We start from the raw sequence: 24959 nt of genomic DNA on the forward strand, positions 1-24959 counted from the left end.
CCAGTCGGACGTCGGCAGCCATTCCCTTTGACTGCGGGCGCCAGGGCGAAGAGTTTGGCCGCTCCTCGCAACCCAGCAGGCCGATCATGACCAATTCACGCCATCCCGAAACCCTGTCGCTGCATGCCGGCTGGCGTGCCGACGCCACGACCGGCTCGGTCGCCGTGCCGATCCACCAGACGACGTCCTATCAGTTCCGCGATACCGAGCACGCGTCGAACCTGTTCGCGCTGAAGGAACTGGGCAACATATACACCCGCATCGGCAACCCGACGCTCGATGTGCTGGAGCAGCGTATCGCGGCCCTCGAAGGCGGTGCCGCGGCGCTGGCGGTCAGCTCCGGGCAGGCAGCCTCCGCCTTCGCGATCCAGAACCTGGCCAAGGCGGGCGACAATGTCGTCAGTTCGACCGACCTGTACGGCGGCACGTGGAACCTGTTCGCCCATACGCTGAAGGATCAGGGAATCGAGGTCCGCTTCGTCGATCCGGCCGATCCGCAGGCCTTCGCCCGCGCCACCGACGACCGCACCCGCGCCTACTATGCCGAGACTCTGCCCAATCCGAAGCTCGCGGTCTTCCCGATCAAGGAAGTGGCCGATATCGGCCGGCCGCTCGGCATTCCGCTGATCGTCGACAATACCGCGGCGCCACTCCTGGCGCGGCCCTTCGATCACGGCGCGGCGGTGGTCGTCTATTCCGGCACCAAGTATCTCGGCGGCCACGGCACGTCGATCGCCGGCCTGATCGTCGACGGCGGCAATTTCGACTGGGCGGCGCATCCCACGCGCCAGCCGGCGCTGAACACGCCGGACCCCAGCTATCACGGCGCCGTCTGGGTCGAGGCGGTGAAGCCGATCGGACCCGTGGCCTACATCATCAAGGCCCGCACCACGCTGCTGCGCGACCTTGGATCGGCGCTATCGCCGTTCAACGCCTTCCTGATCCTGCAGGGGATCGAGACGGTGACACTGCGCATGGAACGCCACGTGAAGAATGCGCAGGCCGTCGCCGACTTCCTCGCCAAGCGGCCCGAGGTGGCCAAGGTCATCCACCCGTCGCAGCAGACCGGCGAGAGCCGGCGCCGCGCCGATACCTATCTCAAGCGCGGCTATGGCGGGCTGGTCGGCTTCGAGCTGGCGGCCGGCCGCGAGGCCGGACGGCGCTTCATCGATTCGCTGAAGCTCCTCTATCACGTCGCCAACATCGGCGACGCGCGCAGCCTGGCCATCCATCCGGCCTCGACCACGCACTCGCAGCTTTCGGCTGAAGAGCAGCGCGCGACCGGCGTCTCCGATGGCTATGTGCGGCTGTCGATCGGCCTCGAGCACATCGACGACATCCTCGCCGACCTGTCGCAGGCGCTCGACGCCGCCGGCAAGTAGAGCGGGGCTTGGCGTCGAAGAATTAAGGCGTCCACTCCGATACGTGCGCGGCCCGCGCGGGCCGCGCCGGAACCGGGGCGGTCGAGGGGGCCGGCGTCCCGGCAGTGAGGAAGCCCACGAGGCGCGAGGGCGCCTCGAAGCCCAGCAGCTGGCTGACGCTGGGGTCGTAGGCGTTGGGGCCGGTCACCCACATGCCGCCATAGCCCAGCATGTGCAGCGCGTTGAGCATGTTCATTGCGGCGGCGCCGGCGGCGAGCAGTTGCTCGATCTCCGGGATGTTGCCGGGTTTCACGACGGCGCCGACGGCAATTAGCATCGGCGTCCGTCGGACCCAGGCGCGATAGCGTTCGGCGAGGGCTTCGGCATTCGCCGGATCGCGCACGGCGGCGGCATCGCCCAGACGCTCGCCGAAGGCGAGGCGCGCCTCGCCGCGAATCACGACGAAGCGCCAGGGCCGCAGGCGCCCATGGTCGGGCGCGCGCAGGCCGGCATCGAGGATCAGGTCGAGGTCGGTGCCGGCGGGCGCCGGCTCCTGCAGGGGCCCCACCGAACGGCGGGACAGCAATTGGTCGAGGGCCAGCAGGTGGGGCTCGCGCGCATGGGTGATGTCAGGCATGACGCCACTTCTACATCAACTGCAAACGAGTGTCATTTGCATATCATGCGGCTGCTCGCACGGCTTGACCAGCTTTTCGTTATAGAAGGCAGGGTGACGGCGTCTTCGGCGGATGGAGGGAATGCCATGGATCTGGGACTGGCCAACAAGCATGCGCTGATCACCGGCGCGACCGCCGGCATCGGTTACGCCATCGCCAAGGGCCTCGCCGCCGAAGGCGCGAGCGTGGTGATCACGGGCCGCGGGCAAGCAGGCGTCGACGATGCTTTGAGGCGGCTCAGGGAAGCCGTCCCGGAAGCCAAAGCCACGGGTATCGCGGCGGATTGCGCCACGGCAGAGGGCGCGAAGGTCGTGTTCGGCCAGGTGCCGCAGATCGACATCCTGGTGAACAACCTGGGTATCTATGGCCGCACGCCGGCCTTCGAGATCGACGACAGCGAATGGCAGCGCTTCTTCGAGGTCAACGTCATGAGCGGTGTTCGCTTCACGCGCCACTACGCGCCGGGGATGGCCGGGCGGGGCTGGGGCCGTATCGTCTTCGTCTCCAGCGAATCGGCGCTGAACATTCCCAGGGAGATGATCCACTACGGCATGACGAAGACCGCGCAGCTTTCCCTGTCGCGCGGCTTCGCCATGGAACTCGCGGGCACGGGGGTCACGGTGAACGCCTTGTTGCCCGGCCCCACCCACACCGAGAATACCGACCGGATGCGCGCCGAGCGTGCCCAGGCCACCGGCGTGAGTGTCGCGGAGATCGAGGCGGGCTTCCTGCGCGACTTCCGGCCGACCACGCTGATCCGCCGCTTCACCTCGGCGGAGGAGGTGGCGGCGCTGGGCGTCTATCTCTGCAGCGAAGCCGCGTCCGGCACCTCGGGCGCCGCCATGCGTGTCGATGGCGGCGTCGTGAACCAGATCATGTGAGGCTCAGCCCATGTCGAGCTTGAGACCTTCCTTGTCGATGACACCCTTCCATTGCGCGATCTGCGCGGTGACGAAGGCGTTGAACTGGTCGGGCGTGCCGTAGGCGGGGAAGCCCGCCATGGTCTTGATGCGCTCCAGGGTCTTCGGATCGCTGAGCCAGGCCTTCATCTGGGCATTGAGCGAATCGACGATGGGCTTGGGCGTGCCGGCCGGCAGGAAGACGCCGAACCAGGTCGACACGTCGAAGGGCTTCAGTTCCGGCATGGTCTCGCAGATCGGCACCAGGTCGGGGGTGAGCGGATTGCGCTGCGCCGAGGTGAGGCCGAGCGCCCGCAGCTTGCCGGCCCGGACGAACTCGATGGCGGTCGTCAGATTGTCGAAGAAGAACTGGGTGACGCCCGCCGTCAGGTCGTTGAGCGCGGGAGCGGCGCCGCGATAGGGGATGTGCTCCGCCTTCGTGCCCGTGAGCTGCAGGAACCAGGCGCCGCACAAATGGGGCGACTGACCGGTGCCGGAAGAGGCATAGGAGGCCTTCCCGTTCTGCGCCTTCAGCCAGGCGACGAACTCCGGGATCGTCTTGGCCGGCACCGACGGGTGGACGACCAGCACGTTAGGGGCGGTGATGGCGTTCGACACCGGGATCAGGCTGGCCGGCGTGTAGGGCATGTTGCGGTAGAGCGAATAGGCGATCGACTGCGGGCCGATGTTGCCCATCAGGATCGTATTGCCGTCGGGAGCCGACTTGACGACCTCGGTCGAGCCGATGACGCCGCCGGCGCCCGACTTGTTGTCGACCACGCAGGACTGGCCCCAGGCTTCGGTCAGATAGGCCGCGAGAAGGCGGGCGGCGATGTCGGTGGTGCCACCCGGCGCGGCCGGGCAGACCATGCGCACGTTCTGGGTCGGCTTCCACGCCGCCTGGGCCTGCAGGCCCCGAGGCAGCAAGGCCGTGGCAGGCAGGGCAGCGGCAGCGCCCAGCGCGGCGCGGCGAGACAGGCTACGAGTCATGAATTCCTCCCTTGATTCGTCTTTGTTACCGACGACCTAGCATGGCCGCGCTGGCAAATCCGCCACAATTCCCGTATCTATTCGGCGTGCGGTTGCCCCCAAACCGCCGGGCTTTTCCGGCGGTTTTTCCCCTCGTTTCAACGGGTCCGCGCCAAGGAGGAACATCTTGAAGAGGCGCACTTTCGTCTCCGGCTCGGTCGCGCTCGCCGCCGGTGCCCTGGCCGCCCCGGCCATCGCTGCCACGATCAAGCCCTACAGCTGGGATCTCAACCCGCCGATGGACTCGCGCGAGAACTTCATCGCCTGGGGCAAGGCCCGCGGTGAGGATCCCGTTTCCCTCGGCCAGCGCTGGGACCGTTTCCAGGCCCTGATCCGGAACAAGGACATCTGGGGCCAGGCGACGATGCGCGCCTTTCTGCTCACCCCGCGCGAAGAGTTCGCCTCGATCAGCCCGGCGATCGCCAAGCGCGGCTACGAGCATGCCTTCCTCGACATCGGCTACGGCGTCACCATGTCCGGCCCGCACGTCCAGGGCCGCATGACCAACGTCATCGACGTGAAGCGCGGCGAGAAGGTGCTCGAGATCGGCACCGGTTCGGGCGTGCAGTCGGCCTACATCGCCAACCTCACCGAGAATGCCTACACGATCGAGATCATCGCGCCGCTCGCCTCGCGCACGCGGGCGCTCTACGACCGGCTGATCGAAAAGGGCTACACCGAGTACAAGCATATCAAGACCAAGACGGCCGACGGCTTCTACGGTTGGGAAGAGGCCGGTCCGTTCGACAAGATCATCGTGACCTGCGGCATCGACCACGTGCCGCCGCCGCTGCTGCAGCAGCTCAAGTCCGGTGGCCTGATGGTGATTCCGGTCGGCCCGCCGGGCGCGCAGCGCGTGCTCAAGGTCACCAAGACGCAGGGCGCCGACGGCTCCATCACGACGAGCCGCGAGGACATCTACGGCGGCAAGATCGTGCCGTTCGTGCCCTTCACCAAGCTCGACGGCGACAAGATCGTCGGTACGCACAACCGCTGAGGTCGCCCCAAGCGACTTCCGAGAGACAATGTCATCCCGAGCATCGCGAGCGACCCTTCCGGCACCTGGCCCAGGGTCGCTCGCTTCGCTCGGGGTGACATCGATTTTTGGGGCGCAGGGAGTGCGCCCCCTCTAGAGATCGCATAAAGCGATCCAACAAAAACAACGGAGATCCCCCTTGTCCGTCACGGTCGATCTCGATCACCGCCCACCGCTCTCCTTCTATCTGTCCGTAGGCCTGGTCGCCGGCAGCATCATCGCGCTGCAGATCGGCATCATGCGCGTGTTCTCCGTCGGCAGCTGGGCCCATTTCGGCTCGCTGGTGGTGAGCCTCGCCATGTTCGGCTTCGGTCTCACCAGCGCAGTCATGTGCGTCGGCAAGAGCTGGTTCGAGCGCCACTGGATCGGGTCCGTGAAAGGCGCGCTGCTGGCCTTCGGCCCGCTGATGGTGGTGTGCAACCTCGCCGCCCAGCAGGTGCCGTTCAACGCGATCTTCCTGATTTCCGATCCGGTTCAGAAGTGGCGCCTGTTCGCCAACTTCGTGCTCTATTTCCTGCCGTTCCTGGCAGGTGCCCTGTATCTCGGCGTGATCTTCCTGAAGGCCAAGAAGACCTTCAGCCGCGTCTATTTCGCCGATCTCGTCGGCTCGGGCCTGTGCGGCCTCACCGTGCTGCTGGCGATGTACGCCTGGCGGCCCGACGACCTGATCATGGCGCCGCTGCTCCTGTGGCTGGCCGGTGGCATCCTGTGGTTCGTCGCGCTGGGCGATCGCCGCGGCATGGCGGCCATCGTCGTCGTCGCCATCCTGTCGGCGGCCGCGCACCATTTTGCGCCGCAGGTGCTGGGCATCCCGAAGCTCGCCGTGTCCGACTACAAGGGCGTTTCCTACGCCCGCAAATTCCCCGACGCCAAGCGCGTCTACGAGCGCGCCTCGCCGTTCGGCTACATCGAGGTCTATTCCAGCTCGTACCTGCACTTCGCGCCGGGCCAGTCCGACAACGCGGCGTTCAATCTGGAGAAGATGCCGTCGAACGCCTATCTCGGCCTCTACATCGATTCCGAGGGGCCCGCCGGCATCATCAAGGACCTGCCGGCCGAACAGACGGCGTACTTCAAGTATCTGCCGATGTACTACCCCTACCTGCTGAAGAAGGACCCGAAGACCTTCGTGGTCCAGTTCGGCGGCGGCATCTCGACAGCGGTGGCGCTGAAGTCCGGCTCCAGCCAGGTCACGGTGGCCGAGGGCAATCCGGCTCTGCTCTCCGCCTTCCGCGAGGACAAGTTCCTGCGCGACTTCACCGGCGACGTCCTGAACAATCCGAAGGTCAACGTCATCGATTATGACGGCCGCCTCTACGTCGCCCATACCAAGAACCGCTACGACGTGATCGACCTGTCGCTGGCCGATTCGGCCGGCCTGTCGAGCCCCGGCGGTTTCTCGATCGTGGAGAAATATTCCTACAGCCGCGAGGCGATGAGCGCCTACATGCGGGCGCTGACGCCCGGTGGCGTCCTGTCGGTGACCCTGTGGAACAAGGAAGAGCCGCCGAAGTCGGTGCTGAAGCTCTATGCCACGATGGTCGCCGCCGCCCGCGACATCGACGGCGGCAAGGACATCGCCCAGAAGTTCTACGTCGTCTCATCCTATCTCTCGACCGCCACCGTGCTCTACAAGCGCGACGGCTTCACGCCGGCCGAGATCGAGCTGCTCAACGCCCACACCAAGGCGATGTCGTTCGACGAGATCTACTATCCCGGCCTCAAGGTCGACACGGCGGACCTGAAGCAGATCCTGCAGGACTATCGCGACCAGTTCTTCTTCGCCGGCCATGCGGTCGATCCGACCGCGCCTGCGGAGACGGAGCCCAACGACAAGCCGCCCCCCGGCGCGGTTACAGAGGGCGCTCCGGGCGCGACCGAAGCCGTAGCCGACGGCCCGCCGCCCGCACCGGTCGTGCCGGCAACCGTGCTCGGCCGTCTCGCCTGGCATTATCTGATCGAAGGCGGCTGGCAGCAGGTTGCCGACCAGTACGTCTTCGACACCCGCATCCTGACCAATCACCAGCCGTACTTCGCCGCCTACATCAAGGTGCCCGACCTGCTGAAGTTCACTGACCGGCTCGAGCTGGTGCAGGACGAATGGGGCTACCTGCTGCTGTGGGCGACGCTGGGCATCGCCACGGTCTTCGCGCTTACCCTCGTGCTGTTCCCGGTCGTGTTCGGCTGGCGCACCATCTTCAGCCGCTACCCCGGCAAGGCCGGCACGATGCTGTATTTCCTGTGCCTCGGCCTGGGCTACATCATCGTCGAGGTGGGCATGATCTCCCACTTCATCCTGGCGCTCTCCAACGCCACGGTCTCGGCCTCGGTGCTGATCACGGGCATGCTGGTCTTCTCCGGCATCGGCAGCTTCTTCTCCGAGCGCTATCTCGACCGGGCGCGCTCGTTCATGCCGAAGGTGTTCCTCGCGATCTTCGCGATCCTGGCGACCTATGCCTTCACGATCGACTACGCGCTCGACTGGATCGGCACGCTGCCCTACGCGCTGCGCATCCTGCTCTGCCTGCTGATCGTCTTCCCGCCGGCTTTCCTCATGGGCTTCCCCATGCCGACGGCGATGACGATGCTCGGCCGCCTGGGCAAGGACCACATGTTCCTGTGGGCCTGGGGCATCAACGGCTGCTTCTCGGTGATCGGCGCCGCGCTGGTGCCGATCGTGGCGACCAGCTTCGGCCTCCCGGCCGTCGTCCTGGTCGGGGCCTTCGCCTACCTGATTGCGCTGCCCGCGTTCTTCTCCGTCATCAGGCCGCTGCCGTCCGTGGCCACGGGGGCAGGGCGGACCGCGGTCGCGTGAAGCGGCGGGCGCTGCTGCTGGGGGCTCTCCTGATGCCGACCGCCGCGCACGCCCAGCCCAAGAAGCCCAAGAAACCCAGCAAGCGGCAGGCGCCCAAGCCTGCCGCGAAGCCCGCGCCGCAGCATGCCGCGAAGCCTGCGCCGCCTGCGCCGCCGCCCGGCCTGAAAGAGGCGAAGACGCAGCTCGTCGCGTTCGACGCCTCACCCTTTCCCTATCGCGGCTTCATCCCGAATACGACCAAGCCTTTCCTCGACGCGCGCGACGGCAAGCGCCGCGGCCACACGACGGGCCGCGGCGACGTCTACTGGGAGGAGACGACCTACAGCGATCGCCGCTCGCTCCTCTATCTGCCGCAGGGTTTCGATCCGTCGCGGCCGGTGATGATGCTGTTGTTCCTCCATGGCCAGGGCGCCACCCTGGAGCGCGACGTCGTGTTGCGTCAGGCCGTGCCGCGCCAGGTCGACGAGTCGGGCAAGAACATCGCGCTGGTCGCGCCGCAGCTGGCCTACGACGCCCTGGATTCGAGTGCCGGCAATTTCTGGCGCGGCGGACATTTCGCCCGGTATCTCGACGAGGCGGCGGAACGGCTGATGCGTCTCTATGGCGACCGCCGGGCAGGACGCGGATTCAACCTCGCGCCGGTGACGATCGCCGCCTATAGCGGCGGCTACCTGTCGGCCGCCTATGCGCTGGAGCGCGGCGGCGCGAACCACCGCGTGAACGGCCTGATCCTGCTGGATGCGCTCTATGGCGAAGAGGACAAGTTCGCCGCCTGGTTCGCGGCCCGCCGCCGGCAGGCCTTCCTGCTGAGCGCCTTCACCGACTCGACCAAAGACGAGAACGCCACCTTGCAGGGGTTGCTGACCAAGCGGCGCGTGCCCTTCACACGTACGGTCCCAAAAGGCCTGACTCCGGGTACCGCCTGCTTCGTGGGGCCGACGGGTGGCCTCGACATGCATGGCGATTTCGTTACACGCGCGTGGCAGCCGGACCCTTTGAAGCAGGCGCTTTCCCTGATTCCCGGATACGACCCGGTTCATGGTAAAAAGAACGCATGAACGACCCGCTGCGCCAGGAACTCCTGGAAATCTTCGCCGGCCGCGCCACCCGCCGGTACGGCCTCTCCGACATCAACCAGCTTCAGCATGCGCTGCAGTCGGCCGCTCTGGCCGAGGCCGACGGTGCGCCGCCGGCGACGGTGCTGGCCGCGCTGCTGCACGATGTCGGGCACATGATCCACGGGCTCGGCGAAGACCCGGCCTCGCAGGGCGTCGACGACGTGCATGAGGAGCTCGGCGCGAAATGGCTGGCCGAGCGGTTCGAGCCGGCGGTCAGCGAGCCCGTCCGACTGCACGTCACGGCCAAGCGCTATCTCTGCACGGTTGAATCCGATTACTTCGGCAAGCTGGCGGCCGATTCGGTGCGCAGCCTCGAGCTGCAGGGCGGCCTGATGTCGCCCGACGAGGTCGCAGCCTTTCGCGCCAACCCGTATCACGCCGAAGCGGTGCGGCTGCGCCGCTACGACGAGGAAGCCAAGGACCCGCGCGCGAGCACGCCCGACTTCGATCACTACCTGCGTCACGTCCCGGCCTGCCGGCTCTAATCTCCTCCTCCCCCTATGACGGGTGAGGGAAAACGAAGATGAAGCCCATGATCTCCCGTAGCGAAGTCGAGGCCGCCTGGAGCCTCATCCGTCCGCATGTGCGTCGTACGCCGGTGATCGAGCTCGCGGCCGGGTCGCTGGGCGTGACGGCAGCGCTAGCACTCAAGCTCGAATCGCTCCAGGTCAGCGGGACGTTCAAGGGACGCGGGGCGTTCCACAAGCTGCTGGCGTCCAAGGTGCCGGCCGCCGGCATCATCGCCGCCTCGGGCGGCAATCACGGCGCCGCGGCGGCCTATGCGGCGCGCGCGCTCGGTCACAAGGCCGAGATCTTCGTGCCGACCATCGCCGCGCCGGCCAAGGTCGCGCGGCTGCGCAGCTACGGCGCGGTCGTGCAACAGGTCGGCGCCGTCTATGCCGAAGCCCGCGCCGCCTCCGAGGCGCGCGCCGCCGAAACCGGCGCACTCATGGTGCCAGCCTATGAGGACGAGGTCGTGTTCGCCGGCGCCGGCAGCGTCGCGCTGGAATTCGCCGAGCAGTCGGAGTTCGACACGCTGCTGATCGCCGTCGGCGGCGGCGGCCTGATCGCCGGCTGCGCGGCCGCGATCGGCTCGGTGAAGAAGATCGTCGCCGTCGAGACCGAAGGCACGCCGACCCTGCACGAGGCGCTGAAGGCCGGAAAGCCGGTCGATGTAGCGATCTCCGGCATCGCCGCCGACGCGCTGGGTGCGAGCCGCATCGGCACGCCCAACTTCGAGATCGCGCGCACGCTGGTTCGAGCCTCGGTACTGGTCACCGACGAGGCCGTACGCGAGACCCAGCGCGCGCTGTGGGACGAGCTGCGCATCGTCGCCGAACCCGCCGGTGCGACCGGCCTCGCTGCCTTGCGCGCCGGCGCCTATCGTCCCGCGCCAGGCGAGCGCGTCGCTACGCTGATCTGCGGCGCCAACACCGATCCAGGCTCGGTCGCGTAGCCAAGAGCGTCGGCGGCGTTATTTGGCGGCCGGCTTCAGCGATACGAGATCGAGGGTGATTGTCTTGCCGGGCGTGCGCCAGTCGGGAAAGCTTTCCTTGACCGAGGTCGAAACGGCCGCCGCCCACCAATGAATGGTACGGCCGTTCGAATCGGCCTTGCTTTCCTCGACGCGGAAAGCATCGAAGGTGCCGGCCGGCACCGTGACCTTCTCGTAGGTGGCGACGGTCATCGTGACGGTGGAGGTGTAGCTCTTACCGTCGCGGCCGACGACGGTGACGGTGTTCGTGATTTTGTTTCCGACTTTGAGCGGCCACAGCGCCTTCAGGTCGAGGCCTTTGGCGAAGGACTCGCCCTGGGCATCGACCGAGCCGACGAGGCCGCCGTGCACGCGCAGCGCCTCGGCCTTGCCGTTCGAGAGGCCGTCGTACAGGCAGACGGTGCCGTCTTGCCCCGCGGCCGTGTTCACCTTCTCCAAGCCGTCGCCTCTGTAGGTGAATTGGGTGCCGCTGGGCGGACACTGGAAGGAGGCGGTCTGCGCGCAGACGCCGCCTGCGGCGACAGTGGCCAGCAGGGCGGCGAGGGCAATCGACTTCATGGTCTGAGATCCTCCAGAGGTCACGCGACTAAGCGCGGCGGAGGCCCCGAGTCAAACTCGGGCTAGCGCGTGACCTCGGTCACCACGGCGCGGTTGGCCTTGCCGGCGCCGTCGCTGAAGTCGTAGCGGATGGCGAACTTGTCGGCGGGCGAGATCCACCAGCGCGAGATCGTGCGCTGCCCCTTGTCGCCGGTCTCGTTCATCTCGACCAGGAACGCGTCGATCATCTTGTCGCCAGGCCCGGTGCGCCGCTCATGGCGCGCCACGGCGAAGGTGTAGGTCCAGCTCGTGCCGCCGGCCCTGTAGCTCGCCTCGATCTTCTTGCCGACCTCGAGCGGCCACAGGCGCTCGGGACGCAAGGCGGCGAGATAGGCGGTGAGGTCCGCGCCATCGGCTGACGGATTGTCGAACAGCAGCGCGCGCAGCTTGAAGGGCTTTCCGCCCACCCGATCCATGAGGCAGTCCATGCCCTCGCGACCGCGGGCCACCACCTTGACGCCGCTGTCGTAGGTGAAGGTCGTGCCCGGATCGGGGCAGGCGAACTCCATGGTCTGGGCGGAGGCGGCGCCGGAAAGAGTTCCGGCGGCAAGCAGGGCGGCGAAGAAGGCGGGCAGTCTCATGGCCGCGATCATAGCCCAATCAGACGAAATGGCACGCCGCCTGCACGCCATTGCCCACCGCGCGCAACGCCGGCTTCTCGACCCGGCAGCGGTCCTGGGCCATCGGGCAGCGCGAATTGAAGGGACAGCCGGGCGGCGGGTTCAGCGGGCTCGGCAACTCCCCTTGCAGCACCGTGCGCTGGCGCGCGCGCGCGAGCTTGGGATTGGCGATCGGCGCCGCCGCCAGCAGCGCCCGCGTATAGGGGTGCCGCGGCTCGCGCCAGATCTGGTCGCGGCCGCCGACCTCGAACAGCATGCCGAGATACATCACCGCCACCCGGTCGGCGATGTGCTCGACCACGCTCAGGTCGTGGCTGATGAACAGGTAGGACACGCCGAACTGGCTCTTCAGGTCCTCCAGCAGGTTGATCACCTGGGCGCGCACCGAAACGTCGAGCGCCGAGACCGGCTCGTCGCAGATGATCAGCTTGGGGCTGAGCGCCAGGGCGCGGGCGATGCCGATGCGCTGGCGCTGGCCGCCGGAGAACTCATGCGGATAGCGCTGCTTGGCGTCGCTCGGCAGGCCGACCCAGCGCAGCAGCGTCTCGACCCGCTCGGCCGTGGCGTCGGCCTTCCAGCCGGCGAGAGTGAGCGGCTGGGCCACGGAGCGACCCACCGTCGAGCGCGGGTTGAGCGAGCCGTAGGGGTCCTGGAAGATCATCTGCACCTTGCGGCGCATGTCGGTGAGCTGTTCGCGATTGAGCGGCGCGATGTCGACTCCTTCGACCATGATCTCGCCGCCGCTGACGGGCACCAGCTTCATGATCGCCTTGCCCAGGGTGGACTTGCCGCAGCCCGATTCGCCCACGAGGCCCAGCGTCTCGCCAACCGCCAGGTCGAGGCTGACGCCGTTCACGGCACGCACGACGCCGCCCGCGGTGTTGAACTGGACGCGCACGTCGCGCAGGGACAGCAAAGACATGGTCAGCCTCCCTGTGCTGCGAAGCAGGCGACGAGGCGACCCGGTCCCGGAGCCGTGAGCGCGGGCTTCTCGGTGAGGCAGCGGTCCATCACCCGCGGGCAGCGGGGCGCGAAGGCGCAGCCCTGCGGCAGGGCGTTGAGCGGCGGCACCATGCCGGGAATGTCGGCCAGCCGCTCGGCGCGCTCGGCGCCGGGTGTCGGCGTCGCCCCGATCAGACCCACCGTGTAGGGATGGAGCGGATTCTCGAACAGGTCGTCGACCGAGGCCTCCTCGACCTTGCGGCCGGCATACATGACCACCACCCGGTCGGCGGTCTCGGCGACGACCCCGAGATCGTGGGTGATGAAGATCATGGCCATGCCGGCATCCGCCTGCAGCTTCTTCAGCAGCGCCAGCACCTGGGCCTGCACCGTGACGTCGAGCGCCGTGGTCGGCTCGTCGGCGATCAGCACCGAGGGGCTGCAGGCGATCGCCATGGCGATGATCACCCTCTGGCACATGCCGCCGGAAAGCTGGTGCGGGTAGGCGTCGAGGCGGCGGGCGGCGTCGGGCATGCCGACCAGCTCCAGCAGCTCGTGGGCGCGCACGCGCGCCTGGCCGCGGCCGAGCTCGGTATGGGTCATCAGCACTTCGACGATCTGCTTCTCGACCGTGGCGACCGGGTTCAGCGAGCTGAGCGGGTCCTGGAAGATCATGCCGATCTCCTTGCCGCGGATGCCGAGCATGGCCTCCTCGGGCAGGGGCACGATGTCCCGTCCGTTGAGCTTCACCTGGCCGCCCACGATGCGCGCCGGCGGATCGGGCAGCAGCCGCATGATCGAGAGCGCCGACAGCGACTTGCCGCAACCGGACTCGCCCACCAGGGCCACGGTCTCGCCGGCGCCGACGCTCAGGCTGAGGCCGTCGACGGCCTTCATCTCGCCGCGGCGGGTGAACAGCGTCGTCTGCAGGCCGGTAATTTCGAGGGGAAGGGCCGAGCCGCTCATCACCGGTCCCTCAGCTTCGGATTGAGCGCGTCGTTCAGCCCGTCGCCCACCAGGTTGAGGCACAGCACCGTGATCATGATCGCGATGCCCGGGATGGCGCAGATGTACCAGGAGCTGCGGATGAGCTGGCGCCCGTCGCCGACCAGCCGGCCCCAGCTCGCGACGTTGGGATCGCCCAGCCCGAGGAAGGAGACGGCGGACTCGAACAGGATGGCGCCGGCCACGACCAGCGACGAGAGCACGATCACCGGCGGCAGGGCGTTGGGCAGGATCTCCGAGACGATGATCCGGAAATCGCTCATGCCCATCGAGCGGCAGGCCTGCACGAACTCGCGGTCGCGCAGCGACAGGAACTCGGCCCGGGTCATGCGCGCGATCGGCGTCCAGCTCACGATGCCGATGGCGATCACGATGTTGGTCAGGGTGGAGCCCAGGATGACCACGATGGTCAGCACGAAGATCAGGTTCGGGATGGTCTGGAACAGCTCGGCCGCGCGCATCGCGACCTCGTCGACCCAGCCGCCGAAATAGCCGGCGATGGCGCCGACGCCGACGCCGATGATCGTGGCGACCGCCGAGGCGAACAGGCCGATCAGCAGGGTCGCCCGCGCGCCGTGGACGATCATCGAGAGGATGTCGCGTCCCAGCGAATCGGTGCCGAGCGGGAAGTCCGGATCTTCGCCGGGCCATAGTTCGGGAAGTCCGACGATGCGCAGCGGATCGGTCGGAAAGAAGACCGAGGCGAAGACCGCCATGAGCGCGACGAGCAAGATCAGGCAGGCGCCGACCAAGGCGCCGCGATTGCGGGCAAAGCGGCCAAGAAATTCGAAGCGTTGCATCAGCGAATCTCGATGCGCGGATCGAGCCACATGTAGATGAGGTCGACCGCGATGTTGGCGGCGATGACGACCAGCGAGCCCAGCACCATGATGCCGAGCACGACCGGATAGTTGCGCGAACTCACGCTGTCGAACAGCAGCGAGCCGACGCCCGGCCAGCTGAACACGCTCTCGATCACGACGCTGCCCGCCAGCACGGTGCCCATCTGCACGCCCAGGATCGTGACCACCGGCAGCAGCGCATTGCGCAGCACGTGGTGGATCGTGACCTTGTTGCGGCTGAGCCCCTTGGCGCGGGCCGTGCGCACGAAGTCGAGCTGCGCCACCTCGAGCATCGAGGAACGCATGACGCGCGTGTAGATCGCGGCATAGAACAGGCCCAATGCCAGGGTCGGCAGGATGAGGTGGTGCAGGATCTCCAGCACGCCGCCATTGCCGCCGATCTTCATCATGCCGCCCACCGGCAGCCAGCCGAGCTTCACCGAGAACAGCACGATCATCATGATGCCGAGCCAGAAACTGGGCGCGGCGTAGAAGAACATGGCGGCGACCGAGACCAGGCTGTCCCAGAAGGTACGCACCTTCATCGAGGCGACGACGCCCGCCGCCACGCCGATCGTGATGGCGAGTGTGATGCTCGACACCATCAGCAGGACCGTTGCCGGCAGGTGGATCCAGATGGCCTGGATGACCGGCATGTTCTGGCGATAGGAGAAGCCGAAGTCGAAATGCAGCAGGGCCCAGATGTACTTGAGCAGCTGCATCCAGACGGGATCTTCCAGCCCGTAGGTCTTGCGCAGCAGCGCGACCGTCGCCGGGTCGCTGACCTGGTTCTCGGCCGTCATCAGCTCCAGGAAACTGCCCGGCGCCATCTGGATCAGGCAGAAGTTGATGATCACCACGCCCAGCATCAGCGGGACGGCCTGGATCAGCCGTCGCCGCAGCAGCCGCAGCGCCGCCGCGCGTCGGGCGGAGCCGCGAAGCGTGGGCGTCGGCGAGACTAGCTCGCCAGCCATAGGTCTCCCCAGCTTGCCGCAAGGAAGTTCGGGTCGTTCGAGTGGTTCTGCACCTTGGTGCTGGCCAGGGTGATCGATTCCAGCTCGACCAGCGGCAGAAGCGGGGCCTCCTGCGCGATGATCTTCTGGAACTCCACGACCAGTGCCTTGCGCTTGGCCGGGTCGGTTTCGACCTTGATGCTGGCGACCAGCTTGTCGACGTCGGGATTGGAATAGCCCGAGGCGTTGCGGAACGGCACGCCCTTCAGGATGCCGTCGGTCGTGAAGTACTGCGTGGTCGACGGCACCGGCTCCGACGGATTGGCCTGGTTGGAGATCGCCAGGTCGTAGTCGTAGTCGGTGTAGATGCGCTTGAGCGAGGTCGGGCGATCCGGAACCGTGAGGTTGATGCCGACGCCGACATCCTCCAGTGCCTGCTTCACATAGGCGCCGACCTTGCCGTTCTCCTGGAACCATCCCGCCGAGAGCAGGTTCAGGGTGAAGCGCTTGCCATCGGCCTTCTTCGGGAAGCCGGCTGCGTCGAGCAGCGCCGCCGCCTTCTTCGGGTCGAAGCCGGTCTTGAACACGTCGGCGGTGTAGAACTCCTTGTTGGGGGAATAGATCGGGCTCGTGCCCGGCCGCGCGTAACCGTAATAGACCGTCTTGGCGATGAACTCTCGATTGATGGCGTGGAACATGGCCTGCCGGACCTCGCGCTTGGCGAAGACCGGATTGCGCATGTTGCACTCGAGCGTGGTCGACCAGACCGCTTCCTCGTAACCCTTGGGGGTGGCGACGAACTTGCCGGTTCCGGTCAGGCGCTTGATGTCCGGCGGCGCGACGGGATTGAAGACGCCGATATGGATGTCGCCCGCTTCCATTGCCGCAGCGCGGCCCGCCGGGTCGCGCACGTAGCGGATGATCAGCCGGTCGAGATAGGGCTCGTCCTTCTTCCAGTAGTTCTCGTTCTTCACGTATTCGAAGTGGCTGCCTCGCACCCACTCCTTGAACTTCCAGGGACCGGTGGCGATCGGCGCATTGTTGGCCGGATTCGTGACCGGATCGCTGCCGGCATAGATGTGCTTGGGCACGATGTAGGCGACCGGCGAGCACAGGGTCGACGCGAAGAAGAATTCCGGCGTCGGATTGTTGTACTTGAAGACGACGGTGTCGGCGTCGGGCGATTCGATGCCCGCGAAGTCGGTGAGCGCCGATGCAACGGCATACTTCTTCCATATCTCGGCGACCGAATAGACGACGTCGTCGACCGTCATGTCCTTGCCGTCATGGAACTTCACGCCCTTGCGGATCTTCACCGTGTAGGACTTGAAGTCGGCCGCGGGCTTCCACGATTCGGCCAGCACGCCCTCGAACTGGCCGTCCATTCTCCTCAAAGCAAGCCGCTCGAAGAGCTTGGACGAGGAGAAGGTCGGGCTCGAGCCGCCGCCGGCCGGCACGTAGCAGGCCTGCGGCTCGCCGCCGCCCCAGGTCGCCACCAGCGTGCCGCCCCGCTTGGGCGTGCCCTGTGCGAACGATCCCCGGGACGTGCCGACCACGCCGGCGGCGAAGACACCCGCGCCAAACACGCGGCGTGAAACCTTGATCGTCATGACACCCTCCGTTCCCCAATTCCCACGCCAGACGAAGCAAACTTCATACCGTGTGGCCTAACCCTGCAGCGTCGAATAGGTCGCGCGACCAATCGCCAGCAGCACCATCTTGTCGTTGAAGACGTCGACATCGACGATGCCGACGCTCTTGCCATTGCGGCGGACCGTGGCCGTCGTGATGAGCTTGGTCTTGATCGCGGGCCGCAGATAGTCGACGCGGAAGTTGATGGTCGGCAGGCCACGCCGCAGCGCCATGATCAGCGCGTAGTCGCCAACCGTGTCGATGACCGCCGCGATCGGGCCGCCGTGCCACTGGCCCGTGCCCTTGCCGCGCTCGAACTCCGGGCGCATCTCGCATTCCATCGTGACGCGTTCCTGCGCCGGGTCCGCTTCGGTGACCTTGAGGCCGAGGAAGGAGATGAACGGCGAATGATCGAGCATCGCCTGCAGTTCGGCGTCGCTCAGGGGCTGAAGCTTGTCGCTCATGGTGCCACCACGATCTTGCCGAACACTTCGCGATCCTCGATCACGCGCAGGGCCTCGCGCGCCTCGGCGAGCGGGAAGACCTTGTCGACCAGCACCTTGAGCTTGCCGCTCTGCACCAGCTCCAGGAGCTTCTCGATGTCGCTGCGCATCCAGCCGTTGGAACCCAGGATCTTGAGCTCGAAGGTCCAGATGAAGCGGATGTCCTCGGTCGGCGCGTAGCCGGCGGTGGCGCCGCAGGTCAGCAGGCGGCCGCCGACCTTGAGCGTCTTCAGCGAGTTCACCCAGGTGTCGCCGCCGGTGTAGTTGACGACGACATCGACGCCCTGGTCGGTACCGTTGCCGCGCCGCGTCGGCTTGCCGTACATCGCGAAGATTTCCTTCATGAAATCCTTCTCGATGTAGTTGATCGTCTTGTCGGCGCCGAGCTCGGCCAGGCGCTTGGCCTTGGCGTCGGTGCCGGCGCAGGCGATCACCTCGCAGCCGGCCAGCTTGGCGAGCTGCAGGCAGCAGACGCCGACGCCGCCCGAGGCGCCGAGGATCAGGACCTTCTCGCCCTTGGCGATATGGCCGTTGGTGACCATCATGCGCAGCGCCGTGCCGTAAGCGACGGGAAGGGCCGCGGCATCGGCATAGCTCACGCCGTCGGGAATCTTGATCAGCTGGTGGGCGCGCGCCTTGCAGAGCTCGGCCAGGCCGCCATGCACGGTCTCACCCATCAGGCCGCCCTCGACCCGGTTGATCGGGTCGACCAGGACGCGGTCGCCCTTCTTCCAGCCGGTGACGCCCGGGCCGACCTCGGCGATCTCGCCGGCAACGTCGAGACCCATGATGGCGGGCATCGGTACCTTGATGCCGGGCATGCCGCGGCGGGTGAAGACGTCGTGATAGTTCAGCGACGAGGCCTTCACCGCGACGATCACATCGCCCTCGCCGGGCGTCGGATCGGGGAAGTTGGTTTCGAAGACGAGGCGGTCCGGTCCACCATGTTCACGGACGACGGCTGCTTTCATTTTTATACTTCTCCAGTTGGGATTTGCTTTGCGAGGATGCGCTTGTCGATCTTGTTGGTGCCGGCGAGCGGCATCTCGTCGACGAACAGCACCCGTCTCGGATGCTGGTAGGCCGGCGCATTGGCCAGCGCATAGGTCTTCACCGCCTGTTCGTCGAGTTCGGCGCCGGCCGCCTTGACGATGAAGGCGATGGGCTTGTGGCCCTTGAGTTCGTCGGGCACGGGAATCACCGCGGCCTGGTGGATGCCGGGATGCCGTTCGAGCATCTTCTCCACCTCGCCGGGATAGATGTTCTCGCCGCCGCACACGAACATGTCGTCGACGCGACCGACGAAATAGAAGAAGCCGTTCTCGTCGCGCCGGAAGACGTCGCTGGTCCGGTAGTAGCCGTCAGCCGTCATCACCTCGGCGGTCTTGGCGGGCAGCTTGTGATAGTGCGTCATCAGCGCACCGCACTTCATCTGGAGCTCGCCTTCGTCCTGCACTTCCTGTCCGTCGCGCACCAGGCGGAGCTGAACCTCGGGATGCGGATAGCCCGTCGAGAGGACCGGCTGCGGCAGGCCCTCGGGATGGGGGCCGAACACGACGGGGCCGGCCTCGGTGGTGCCGTAGCCGTTGCTGACGGCAGCCTTGGGAAACACCGCGTGCACCTGGTCGATCAGCGACTGGGTAACGGGCGCGGAGCCCATGCGCACGGCCTCGACCGCGGAGAGGTCATTGTTCGCCAGCAGCTCGCGCTCGCGCAGCATCATCGCGATCATGGTCGGCACCGACGTCAGGAAGGCAACGCGATGCTTGGCGGCCGCCTCGATGTAGCCGCGGGCGGTGAACTGCGGCAGCAGCACCACGGTGTCCCCGTGCGAGAAGGTGGTCTGGCACATGGCCAGTCCGTTCATGTGATAGAGCGGCGCTGCCACCAGCGCGCGCTGGCCGATCGGCGCCGGCCGGCGCACGCGCTGGCTGATCGCCCAGAGATGCGAATAGTGCGACAGCACCACGCCCTTGGGGCGGCCCGTCGAGCCTGACGTGTAGAGAAACATCGCCGGTTCCTCGGGCTTCATCGCGACGGGCGTGAACGGGCCTTCGTCGAGGAGGCTCTCGAAGTCCCGGTCGAACGAAAGCTTCGGCACATCGTCCGGGGCCAACGGCAGCCGCGCATCGTCGCCGATCACCAGCTTGGCGTCGCAGTCGCCCACGACATAGGCGACCGTCTCGGCCGGCAGCTTGTAGTTCACCGGGACGGAGACCAGGCCGGCCTGCATCGTGCCGAGGAAGGTCAGCAGGAACTCGGCGCGGTTGGCCGAGAGGATCGCGACGCGGTCGCCGCGCTGCAGGCCGCGCTTCAGGAGGCCGCGCGCGACCGCACCGCTCAGCCGCAGGATGTCCGCATAGGTATAGCGGCGTTCGCTGCCGTTGCCGCCTTCGTCGATCAGCGCGAGGCTGTCGGCCGGCACGTCGCGCGAGATCGCGTCACCCTGATTGTCGTACTTGATCGTCACCATGCTGCGAGTCCCGAAAGTGCCTGGTCGGTGAGTTTGAGCCCGTAGCCGAGCGTGTCCTGGCGCCATTGGCCGTCGAAGGGGCAGAAGGCATCCATCATGTCGGCCTGCAGGGTGGCGCGTACGTCGGGATCGAGTCCGTGCTGTCGCCGAAGCCACTGATCGAGCCGCAGCACCCGGCGCATGTTGACGCCGCGCGTGCCGAATTCGATCACCGCCCCGCACATGTCGCGATTGCCGAGGAAGCGCTGCACGCCGTGGAAGACCAGGCCGGTATAGTTCGGCCGTTCCATGCCGTGCGGCCGTACACCGTCGACATTCTCCTTGCCCCACCAGTCGCAGGCGCGCGCGAACAGCGGCCCGGCGGGATCGTTGAAGCAGAGGAAGAACGGCTTGCCGTACTCGCCGATGCCGGTGTGCCAGTCGATGAAGGCCACGCGCTCGGCGTCGGCCAGCGTCTCGGCGACGATGGTCTCCAGCGTCCGGTTGGACCATTCGCGGTCCTTGCCGCCGAACATCAGCCCGTCCTGATGCTGGTACTGGCCACGCGCCAGCGTATCGAACAGCACGTCGCGGCCCTTGCTCTCGGCGAACCGGTCGAGCACGCCGGCGATCCGCGCGTTCTCCGCATCGGTCCATTCGCGGATCAGCAGATCGGCATGAAGCGTTTCGTAGTGGGGGTTGGCCGGCGCCGGGCCCGCGTCGCGGTCGATGAAGTTGCGGTTGAGATCGACGTTGTTCTCGGTCGTGCGCGTGGCGTGCGCGAAGCCGTAGGGATTGAGCCCATGCACCAGCACCACGCCGACACCGGCGGGCAGGCGCGCCGCGCCGCCCGAGGCCAGCCAGCCGATCTGCACGGCCGAGCCGGAGAAGCCTTCCTGACCGTGCGTGCCGCTCAGGAACAGGGCCTGCCGCGGCGCCTTCCGGTCGCCGAAGCAGGCGACGTCGATCGCCAGCGGGCCGCCGTCGGGCGCCTTCTTCGCGGGGTGCAGGAACGACCGCACCTCGCCCTGGGCGGCCGTCGCCGCCTTCAGAAACTTCGCGCGCGCGTTGGCATAGCTTGCGGCGAAGCAATCGTAATATTCCATGGCTTCCCTTCTCGGCCGCTCCCCAGCAGCCCCGACGAACTTCCGTCAGCCTATTCGATGAACTCCAGCACCGCGTTCAAGGCCTGCCGCGCCGGAACGACCACGCGACCCGGAGTCTCGACGACCCCTTCGATCTTGCCGGCCTGCAAGGCACGTGCCGCCTTGGCCGCCGACAGCGTGCGGAAAGTGAGGCCGGCCATGTAGGCCGTACGGCCCTCGGCATCCGGCGCAGCATCGCCGAACTGCGCCTTCAGCTCGGCCTCGGTCACGATGTCGACGCGCGAATTGCCGACCACGACCGACTTGCCGCCCTTGATGTCGCGCACGGCTTCCGCTCCGAACATGTCGGCATAGAGCTTGGACGCCGCCGCGGGATCCGGCTCGACGATCAGGAAGCGCACGATGGCGACCGTGCCATTGGCATGGTGACGCCACTCGTCGCGCCATACGACGTCGCGCGTGAAGTGGTGACAGTAGTAGACGCGGCCGTACGGCACGACGCCCGCCTTCATGCGGACCGTGCGGAAACGCGCATCGCGCATCTCGTCGCCGACCTTCACGGGGCGCGTGAATTCGACCGGCGGGTCGACGGGGACGCCCGCCTTGCTCAGCGCTTCGTAGGTGACCGCGGAATCTTCCGCGCCGAAGACGAGACCGTTCAGTCCGAACGGAAAGGTCAGCAGATCGAGGCGGCCCGACGTCGCGTCCTTGGGAATGGCGATCAGCTCGAGATAGTCGGTGCCGAACATGGCGAGGTGATTCATCGAGCCCAGCGAATGATAGCCGCGTTCGGTGAGCGAAAACCCCAGGCGCGTATAGACGTCCGCCGCATGATCCATGTCATTGCGGGCATTGATGACCACATGGTCGAGCGTCGCTACGGGCAGCTTCATTTTGATTTCCCTTTCGCCGTTCACAGCGTCGCCCATCTTGGCATAGCGGGCACGTCAGGAATTCTAATATTAGACGCCGAGGCTTTCGTGCACGAAAACTCTTTCCAAAGTTTCGCAAGAACGCGGAAAGCAAAACCTATTTCTGGCTCCGGCGGTCAACCCTGTTTTATGGCCTGCGATTTGCTGCGCCCTCATGCCAACGCGTTACGCGAAATGACCTCTCGATAGAATTCGGCGCTGAGCTTGGGTGTTCGCTTCTGCGTCGCATAGTCGACATGGATGAGACCGAACCGTGTCGCGTAACCGTCGGCCCATTCGAAATTGTCGAGCAGGCTCCACAGGAAGTAACCGCGGACCGGAACGCCCTCGGCGGTCGCGCGCCGGAGGTGCGTCAGACAGTTTCGCAGATACATGACGCGGTCGACATCGTAGACCGTGCCGTCCGGCGTCGGCTCGTCCGCCGCAGATGCGCCGTTCTCGGTGATGAAGATGTCCTTCACCTGCCAGAGTCGGGCGGCATGGCGCGGCGCCCAGTAGAGCACCTCCGGCCCCAGCAGCAGCCACGACGAAGCCATGTGCGGATACGACGACGGGAACGGCACCGGCGTGAAGCCCGGCGCCGCCTCGCTCGCCAGCACGTACTGGCTGGGGGCGTAGACGTTCAGGCCGACGAAATCGACTTTGCTCGAGATGATCTTCAGCTCCGCGTCGGTGAAGCGGGGCGCATCGCGGCCCGCCCTTGCGAGATAGGCGTCGGTGTAGCGGCCCTCCATCATCAGCGTGAGATAGGGCGCGTTCAGTTCGCGCGTCGCCCGTTCGGCGGCCTTGATGTTCTCGAGCGTCTCGACGGCGGGCACCGCCGTAGCGATGTTCTCGGCCGGACCCACTTTGGTGTCGCGCCGTCCGCTGGCACGCACCGCCTGCACGGCGAGGCCATGCGCCAGCGCCGCGTGGTGGCGCACCTGGTTCAGCCGGCCGGGTGGCAGCTTGAGGCCCGGAGCGAAGTTGCCGGTCTCGTGGCCCTGCTCGACGAAGGTCTGCATCTCGTTGAGGGTGAACACCTGGCGCACGCGATCGGAGAGGCGGCTTGCGACATAGGCCGCGTACTCGCCGAAAGCCTGGGCGGTGTCGCGCGATTCCCAGCCGCCGCGATCCTGCAGCGCCTGCGGCAGGTCCCAGTGATAGAGCGTCGCGTACGGTTCGATGCCGGCGGCGAGAAGCTCGTCGACCAGCCGGTCGTAGAAGTCGAGGCCCCTGGGATTGGCCTGGCCCTTTCCCTCGGGAAAGACGCGCGGCCAGGCGATCGAGAAACGATAGGTGCGGGCCCCGATCGACTTCATCAGCGCCACGTCTTCCCGGTAGCGATGATAGTGGTCGACGCTGACATCGCCGGTCGAGCCGTCACGGATCCGCCCGGGCTCTCGCGTGAAGGTGTCCCAGATCGACGGCCCACGACCGTCCTCGTGAACGGCACCCTCGACCTGATAGGCCGACGTCGCGGTGCCCCAGCGAAAGCCTTCGGGGAATCCGGCCGGACGGCGCGGGCTCTGGGCCGTTCTGGAGGCCGTATGGGCCGATCCATAGGCCGCCGCCGCGAGGGCGGCTCCCCCCGCCGCGGTGAGGAGGGTGCGGCGGCGGGTCAGTCTGGAAGGCATCGCGAGGTCGGCTCCGGTCGGTCACCAACCGTACGAAGCATCCGCCATGCCAGTCCACCGCGACGAGGTTACAGCGGGCTGCCGGTCGGGTCAGGCGCCTTCGTTGCTCAGCACGTCCCCGAACAGTTCCCAGGTCTCGCCGTTGAAGGCCGAGAGCCGGACCGACTGGATGGGATAGAAGTCGGTCGGGCTCGTGTTGATGCGGATGCCGGGCAGCAGCAGGGGGACTTCGAGGTTCTTCATGCTGGCGGCCTGCTTCATCAGGTTCTCGCGCGTGAGGTTGTCGCCGCAGGCGGTGAGGCAGTGCCGCATCGTCGAGGAGACGGCATAGGCATAGACGTTGCCCGAGTCGGCGGGATTGGCGTCGGGCAGGTACTTCTTCATCCACGCGTCCCATTCCTTGTAGTCCGCGTCGTTGGCCCATTGCTTGTCGGTGGCGTCTTTCAGGTAGGCGGCCGTGATGATGTCCTTGCTGGTCTCGAAGCCGGCGGGCTTCAGCACGGCCGCCACCGAGGCCGAGACGTTGGCGAGGTAGCGCACCGGCTTCCAGTTCAGGTCGCCGATCTTGCGGATCGCCTGCGAGGCGGCCTTGGGCGCGGTCTCGATGAAGACGATGTCGGCACCGGAACTCTTGATCTGGATGATCTGCGAATCGACGGTCGGATCGGTGACCTCGTAGCTCACCGAGGAGACGACCATTTTCTGGTTCTCCTTGCCGAGGCCCGCCAGGAAGCCGCTCACATAGTCCTTCCCCGAATCGTCGTTCTGCCAGAGGATGCCGATCTTGCCGTTCTTGTGGTTGGCCAGGATGTGCTTGGCGTAGATCGCGCCTTCGGTGTGGTAGTCGGGCTGCCAGCCCATGGTCCACGGGAAGTTCTTCGGATCGCCCCACTTGGAGGCGCCCGTCGCGACGAACAGCTGCGGCACCTTCTTCTGGTTCAGATATTTGTGCACGACCGTGTTGGTCGGCGTGCCGAGCAGCTGGAAGATCGCGAAGACCTTGTCGTCCTCCACGAGCTTGCGGACCATTTCGACGGTCTTGGGCGGCACGAAGCCGTCATCGTAGGTGATGAAGTTGATCTTGCGGCCGTTGATGCCGCCCTTGTCGTTCACCATCGTCCAGTAGGCCGCGATGGCCTTGCCGATCGTGCCGTAGGCCGAGAGCGGCCCGCTGTAGGGATTGGTGTGGCCGAGCTTGATCTCCTTGTCGGTCACGCCCGGGTCGTACTTCTTCTGGGCACCTGCGATGTAAGGGGAGAACGCGAACGCAGCACTACCGGCCGCGAAAACGCGGCGACGCATCTTGGTCATGTTTCCTCCAGTCGTCGT

At 66.6% G+C, this 24959-nt stretch carries 23 protein-coding genes; 7 read left to right on the forward strand and 16 right to left on the reverse strand.

Features of this window, described 5'->3' with window-relative positions; genetic code table 11:
* Positions 1-86 precede the first annotated feature (86 nt).
* The gene (locus ACO07I_RS17280) at positions 87-1382 is read left to right on the forward strand and encodes an O-acetylhomoserine aminocarboxypropyltransferase/cysteine synthase family protein (protein ID WP_422009620.1); all 1296 of its coding nucleotides are present in this window, start codon (positions 87-89) and stop codon (positions 1380-1382) included.
* A 22-nt stretch (positions 1383-1404) separates the two neighbouring features.
* Here the strand turns inward: ACO07I_RS17280 and ACO07I_RS17285 are convergent, their stop codons facing one another.
* Complete coding sequence (locus ACO07I_RS17285; protein ID WP_422009621.1) at positions 1405-1998, reverse strand: nitroreductase family protein; 594 nt, start codon at positions 1996-1998, stop codon at positions 1405-1407.
* Positions 1999-2124: 126 nt separating this feature from the next.
* Here ACO07I_RS17285 and ACO07I_RS17290 point away from each other — a divergent pair, with 126 nt between their 5' ends.
* Positions 2125-2919 (forward strand): SDR family NAD(P)-dependent oxidoreductase, encoded by a 795-nt coding sequence (locus ACO07I_RS17290; RefSeq protein ID WP_422009622.1) that lies wholly within the window; start codon positions 2125-2127, stop codon positions 2917-2919.
* Positions 2920-2922: 3 nt separating this feature from the next.
* On the opposite strand, the gene ACO07I_RS17295 is transcribed toward ACO07I_RS17290, so the two are convergent.
* Entirely contained in the window at positions 2923-3927 is a 1005-nt protein-coding gene (locus ACO07I_RS17295; protein WP_422009623.1) for a Bug family tripartite tricarboxylate transporter substrate binding protein, read from the reverse strand.
* Between the two features lie 166 nt (positions 3928-4093).
* Between ACO07I_RS17295 and ACO07I_RS17300 the strand changes: the two genes are divergently transcribed.
* From ACO07I_RS17300 to ACO07I_RS17320, 5 genes are all read left to right on the forward strand, one after another.
* Positions 4094-4963 (forward strand): protein-L-isoaspartate O-methyltransferase family protein, encoded by an 870-nt coding sequence (locus ACO07I_RS17300; RefSeq protein ID WP_422009624.1) that lies wholly within the window; start codon positions 4094-4096, stop codon positions 4961-4963.
* A gap of 178 nt (positions 4964-5141) precedes the next feature.
* The gene (locus ACO07I_RS17305) at positions 5142-7817 is read left to right on the forward strand and encodes a hypothetical protein (RefSeq protein ID WP_422009625.1); all 2676 of its coding nucleotides are present in this window, start codon (positions 5142-5144) and stop codon (positions 7815-7817) included.
* The gene (locus ACO07I_RS17310; RefSeq protein ID WP_422009626.1) at positions 7814-8875 is read left to right on the forward strand and encodes an alpha/beta hydrolase; all 1062 of its coding nucleotides are present in this window, start codon (positions 7814-7816) and stop codon (positions 8873-8875) included. The genes ACO07I_RS17305 and ACO07I_RS17310 overlap by 4 nt, the downstream gene beginning before the upstream one ends.
* Positions 8872-9420 (forward strand): HD domain-containing protein, encoded by a 549-nt coding sequence (locus ACO07I_RS17315; RefSeq protein WP_422009627.1) that lies wholly within the window; start codon positions 8872-8874, stop codon positions 9418-9420. Before ACO07I_RS17310 ends, ACO07I_RS17315 begins: the two co-directional genes overlap by 4 nt.
* Before the next feature lie 47 nt (positions 9421-9467).
* On the forward strand, positions 9468-10391 hold the full coding sequence (locus ACO07I_RS17320) for a serine/threonine dehydratase (protein ID WP_422009628.1): 924 nt from the start codon (positions 9468-9470) through the stop codon (positions 10389-10391).
* 18 nt (positions 10392-10409) lie between these two features.
* Here the strand turns inward: ACO07I_RS17320 and ACO07I_RS17325 are convergent, their stop codons facing one another.
* The 14 genes from ACO07I_RS17325 to ACO07I_RS17390 form a co-directional block, all read right to left on the reverse strand.
* A complete protein-coding gene (locus tag ACO07I_RS17325; RefSeq protein WP_422009629.1) occupies positions 10410-10988 on the reverse strand; it encodes a hypothetical protein in 579 nt (192 codons plus the stop codon).
* Between the two features lie 62 nt (positions 10989-11050).
* Positions 11051-11608 carry a hypothetical protein gene (locus ACO07I_RS17330; protein WP_422009630.1) on the reverse strand — a complete coding sequence of 186 codons (558 nt, stop codon included), beginning with the start codon at positions 11606-11608 and terminating at the stop codon, positions 11051-11053.
* Positions 11609-11627: 19 nt separating this feature from the next.
* A complete protein-coding gene (locus ACO07I_RS17335) occupies positions 11628-12569 on the reverse strand; it encodes an ABC transporter ATP-binding protein (protein WP_422009631.1) in 942 nt (313 codons plus the stop codon).
* 2 nt (positions 12570-12571) lie between these two features.
* A complete protein-coding gene (locus tag ACO07I_RS17340; RefSeq protein ID WP_422009632.1) occupies positions 12572-13555 on the reverse strand; it encodes an ABC transporter ATP-binding protein in 984 nt (327 codons plus the stop codon).
* Entirely contained in the window at positions 13555-14394 is an 840-nt protein-coding gene (locus ACO07I_RS17345; protein WP_422009633.1) for an ABC transporter permease, read from the reverse strand. Before ACO07I_RS17345 ends, ACO07I_RS17340 begins: the two co-directional genes overlap by 1 nt.
* A complete protein-coding gene (locus ACO07I_RS17350) occupies positions 14394-15410 on the reverse strand; it encodes an ABC transporter permease (RefSeq protein WP_422009634.1) in 1017 nt (338 codons plus the stop codon). Before ACO07I_RS17350 ends, ACO07I_RS17345 begins: the two co-directional genes overlap by 1 nt.
* On the reverse strand, positions 15395-16999 hold the full coding sequence (locus tag ACO07I_RS17355) for an ABC transporter substrate-binding protein (RefSeq protein WP_422009635.1): 1605 nt from the start codon (positions 16997-16999) through the stop codon (positions 15395-15397). Before ACO07I_RS17355 ends, ACO07I_RS17350 begins: the two co-directional genes overlap by 16 nt.
* Positions 17000-17056: 57 nt before the next feature.
* The gene (locus ACO07I_RS17360) at positions 17057-17485 is read right to left on the reverse strand and encodes a PaaI family thioesterase (RefSeq protein WP_422009636.1); all 429 of its coding nucleotides are present in this window, start codon (positions 17483-17485) and stop codon (positions 17057-17059) included.
* Positions 17482-18495, reverse strand: coding sequence for a zinc-binding dehydrogenase (locus tag ACO07I_RS17365; RefSeq protein ID WP_422009637.1), 1014 nt, complete (start codon positions 18493-18495; stop codon positions 17482-17484). Before ACO07I_RS17365 ends, ACO07I_RS17360 begins: the two co-directional genes overlap by 4 nt.
* 2 nt (positions 18496-18497) lie before the next feature.
* Entirely contained in the window at positions 18498-19997 is a 1500-nt protein-coding gene (locus ACO07I_RS17370; RefSeq protein WP_422009638.1) for a class I adenylate-forming enzyme family protein, read from the reverse strand.
* The gene (locus ACO07I_RS17375; RefSeq protein WP_422009639.1) at positions 19991-21082 is read right to left on the reverse strand and encodes a M14 family metallopeptidase; all 1092 of its coding nucleotides are present in this window, start codon (positions 21080-21082) and stop codon (positions 19991-19993) included. The genes ACO07I_RS17370 and ACO07I_RS17375 overlap by 7 nt, the downstream gene beginning before the upstream one ends.
* Positions 21083-21132: 50 nt before the next feature.
* Positions 21133-21975: a VOC family protein gene (locus ACO07I_RS17380; RefSeq protein WP_422009640.1), complete on the reverse strand. Its 843-nt coding sequence runs from the start codon at positions 21973-21975 to the stop codon at positions 21133-21135.
* Between the two features lie 191 nt (positions 21976-22166).
* Complete coding sequence (locus ACO07I_RS17385; RefSeq protein ID WP_422009641.1) at positions 22167-23630, reverse strand: GH1 family beta-glucosidase; 1464 nt, start codon at positions 23628-23630, stop codon at positions 22167-22169.
* A gap of 90 nt (positions 23631-23720) precedes the next feature.
* Positions 23721-24941, reverse strand: a complete 1221-nt coding sequence (locus ACO07I_RS17390; RefSeq protein WP_422009642.1) for an ABC transporter substrate-binding protein — start codon at positions 24939-24941, stop codon at positions 23721-23723.
* Positions 24942-24959: the final 18 nt, after the last annotated feature.

This window comes from Reyranella sp. (assembly GCF_965227665.1).
In the GTDB taxonomy this organism is placed as follows: Bacteria; Pseudomonadota; Alphaproteobacteria; order Reyranellales; family Reyranellaceae; genus Reyranella.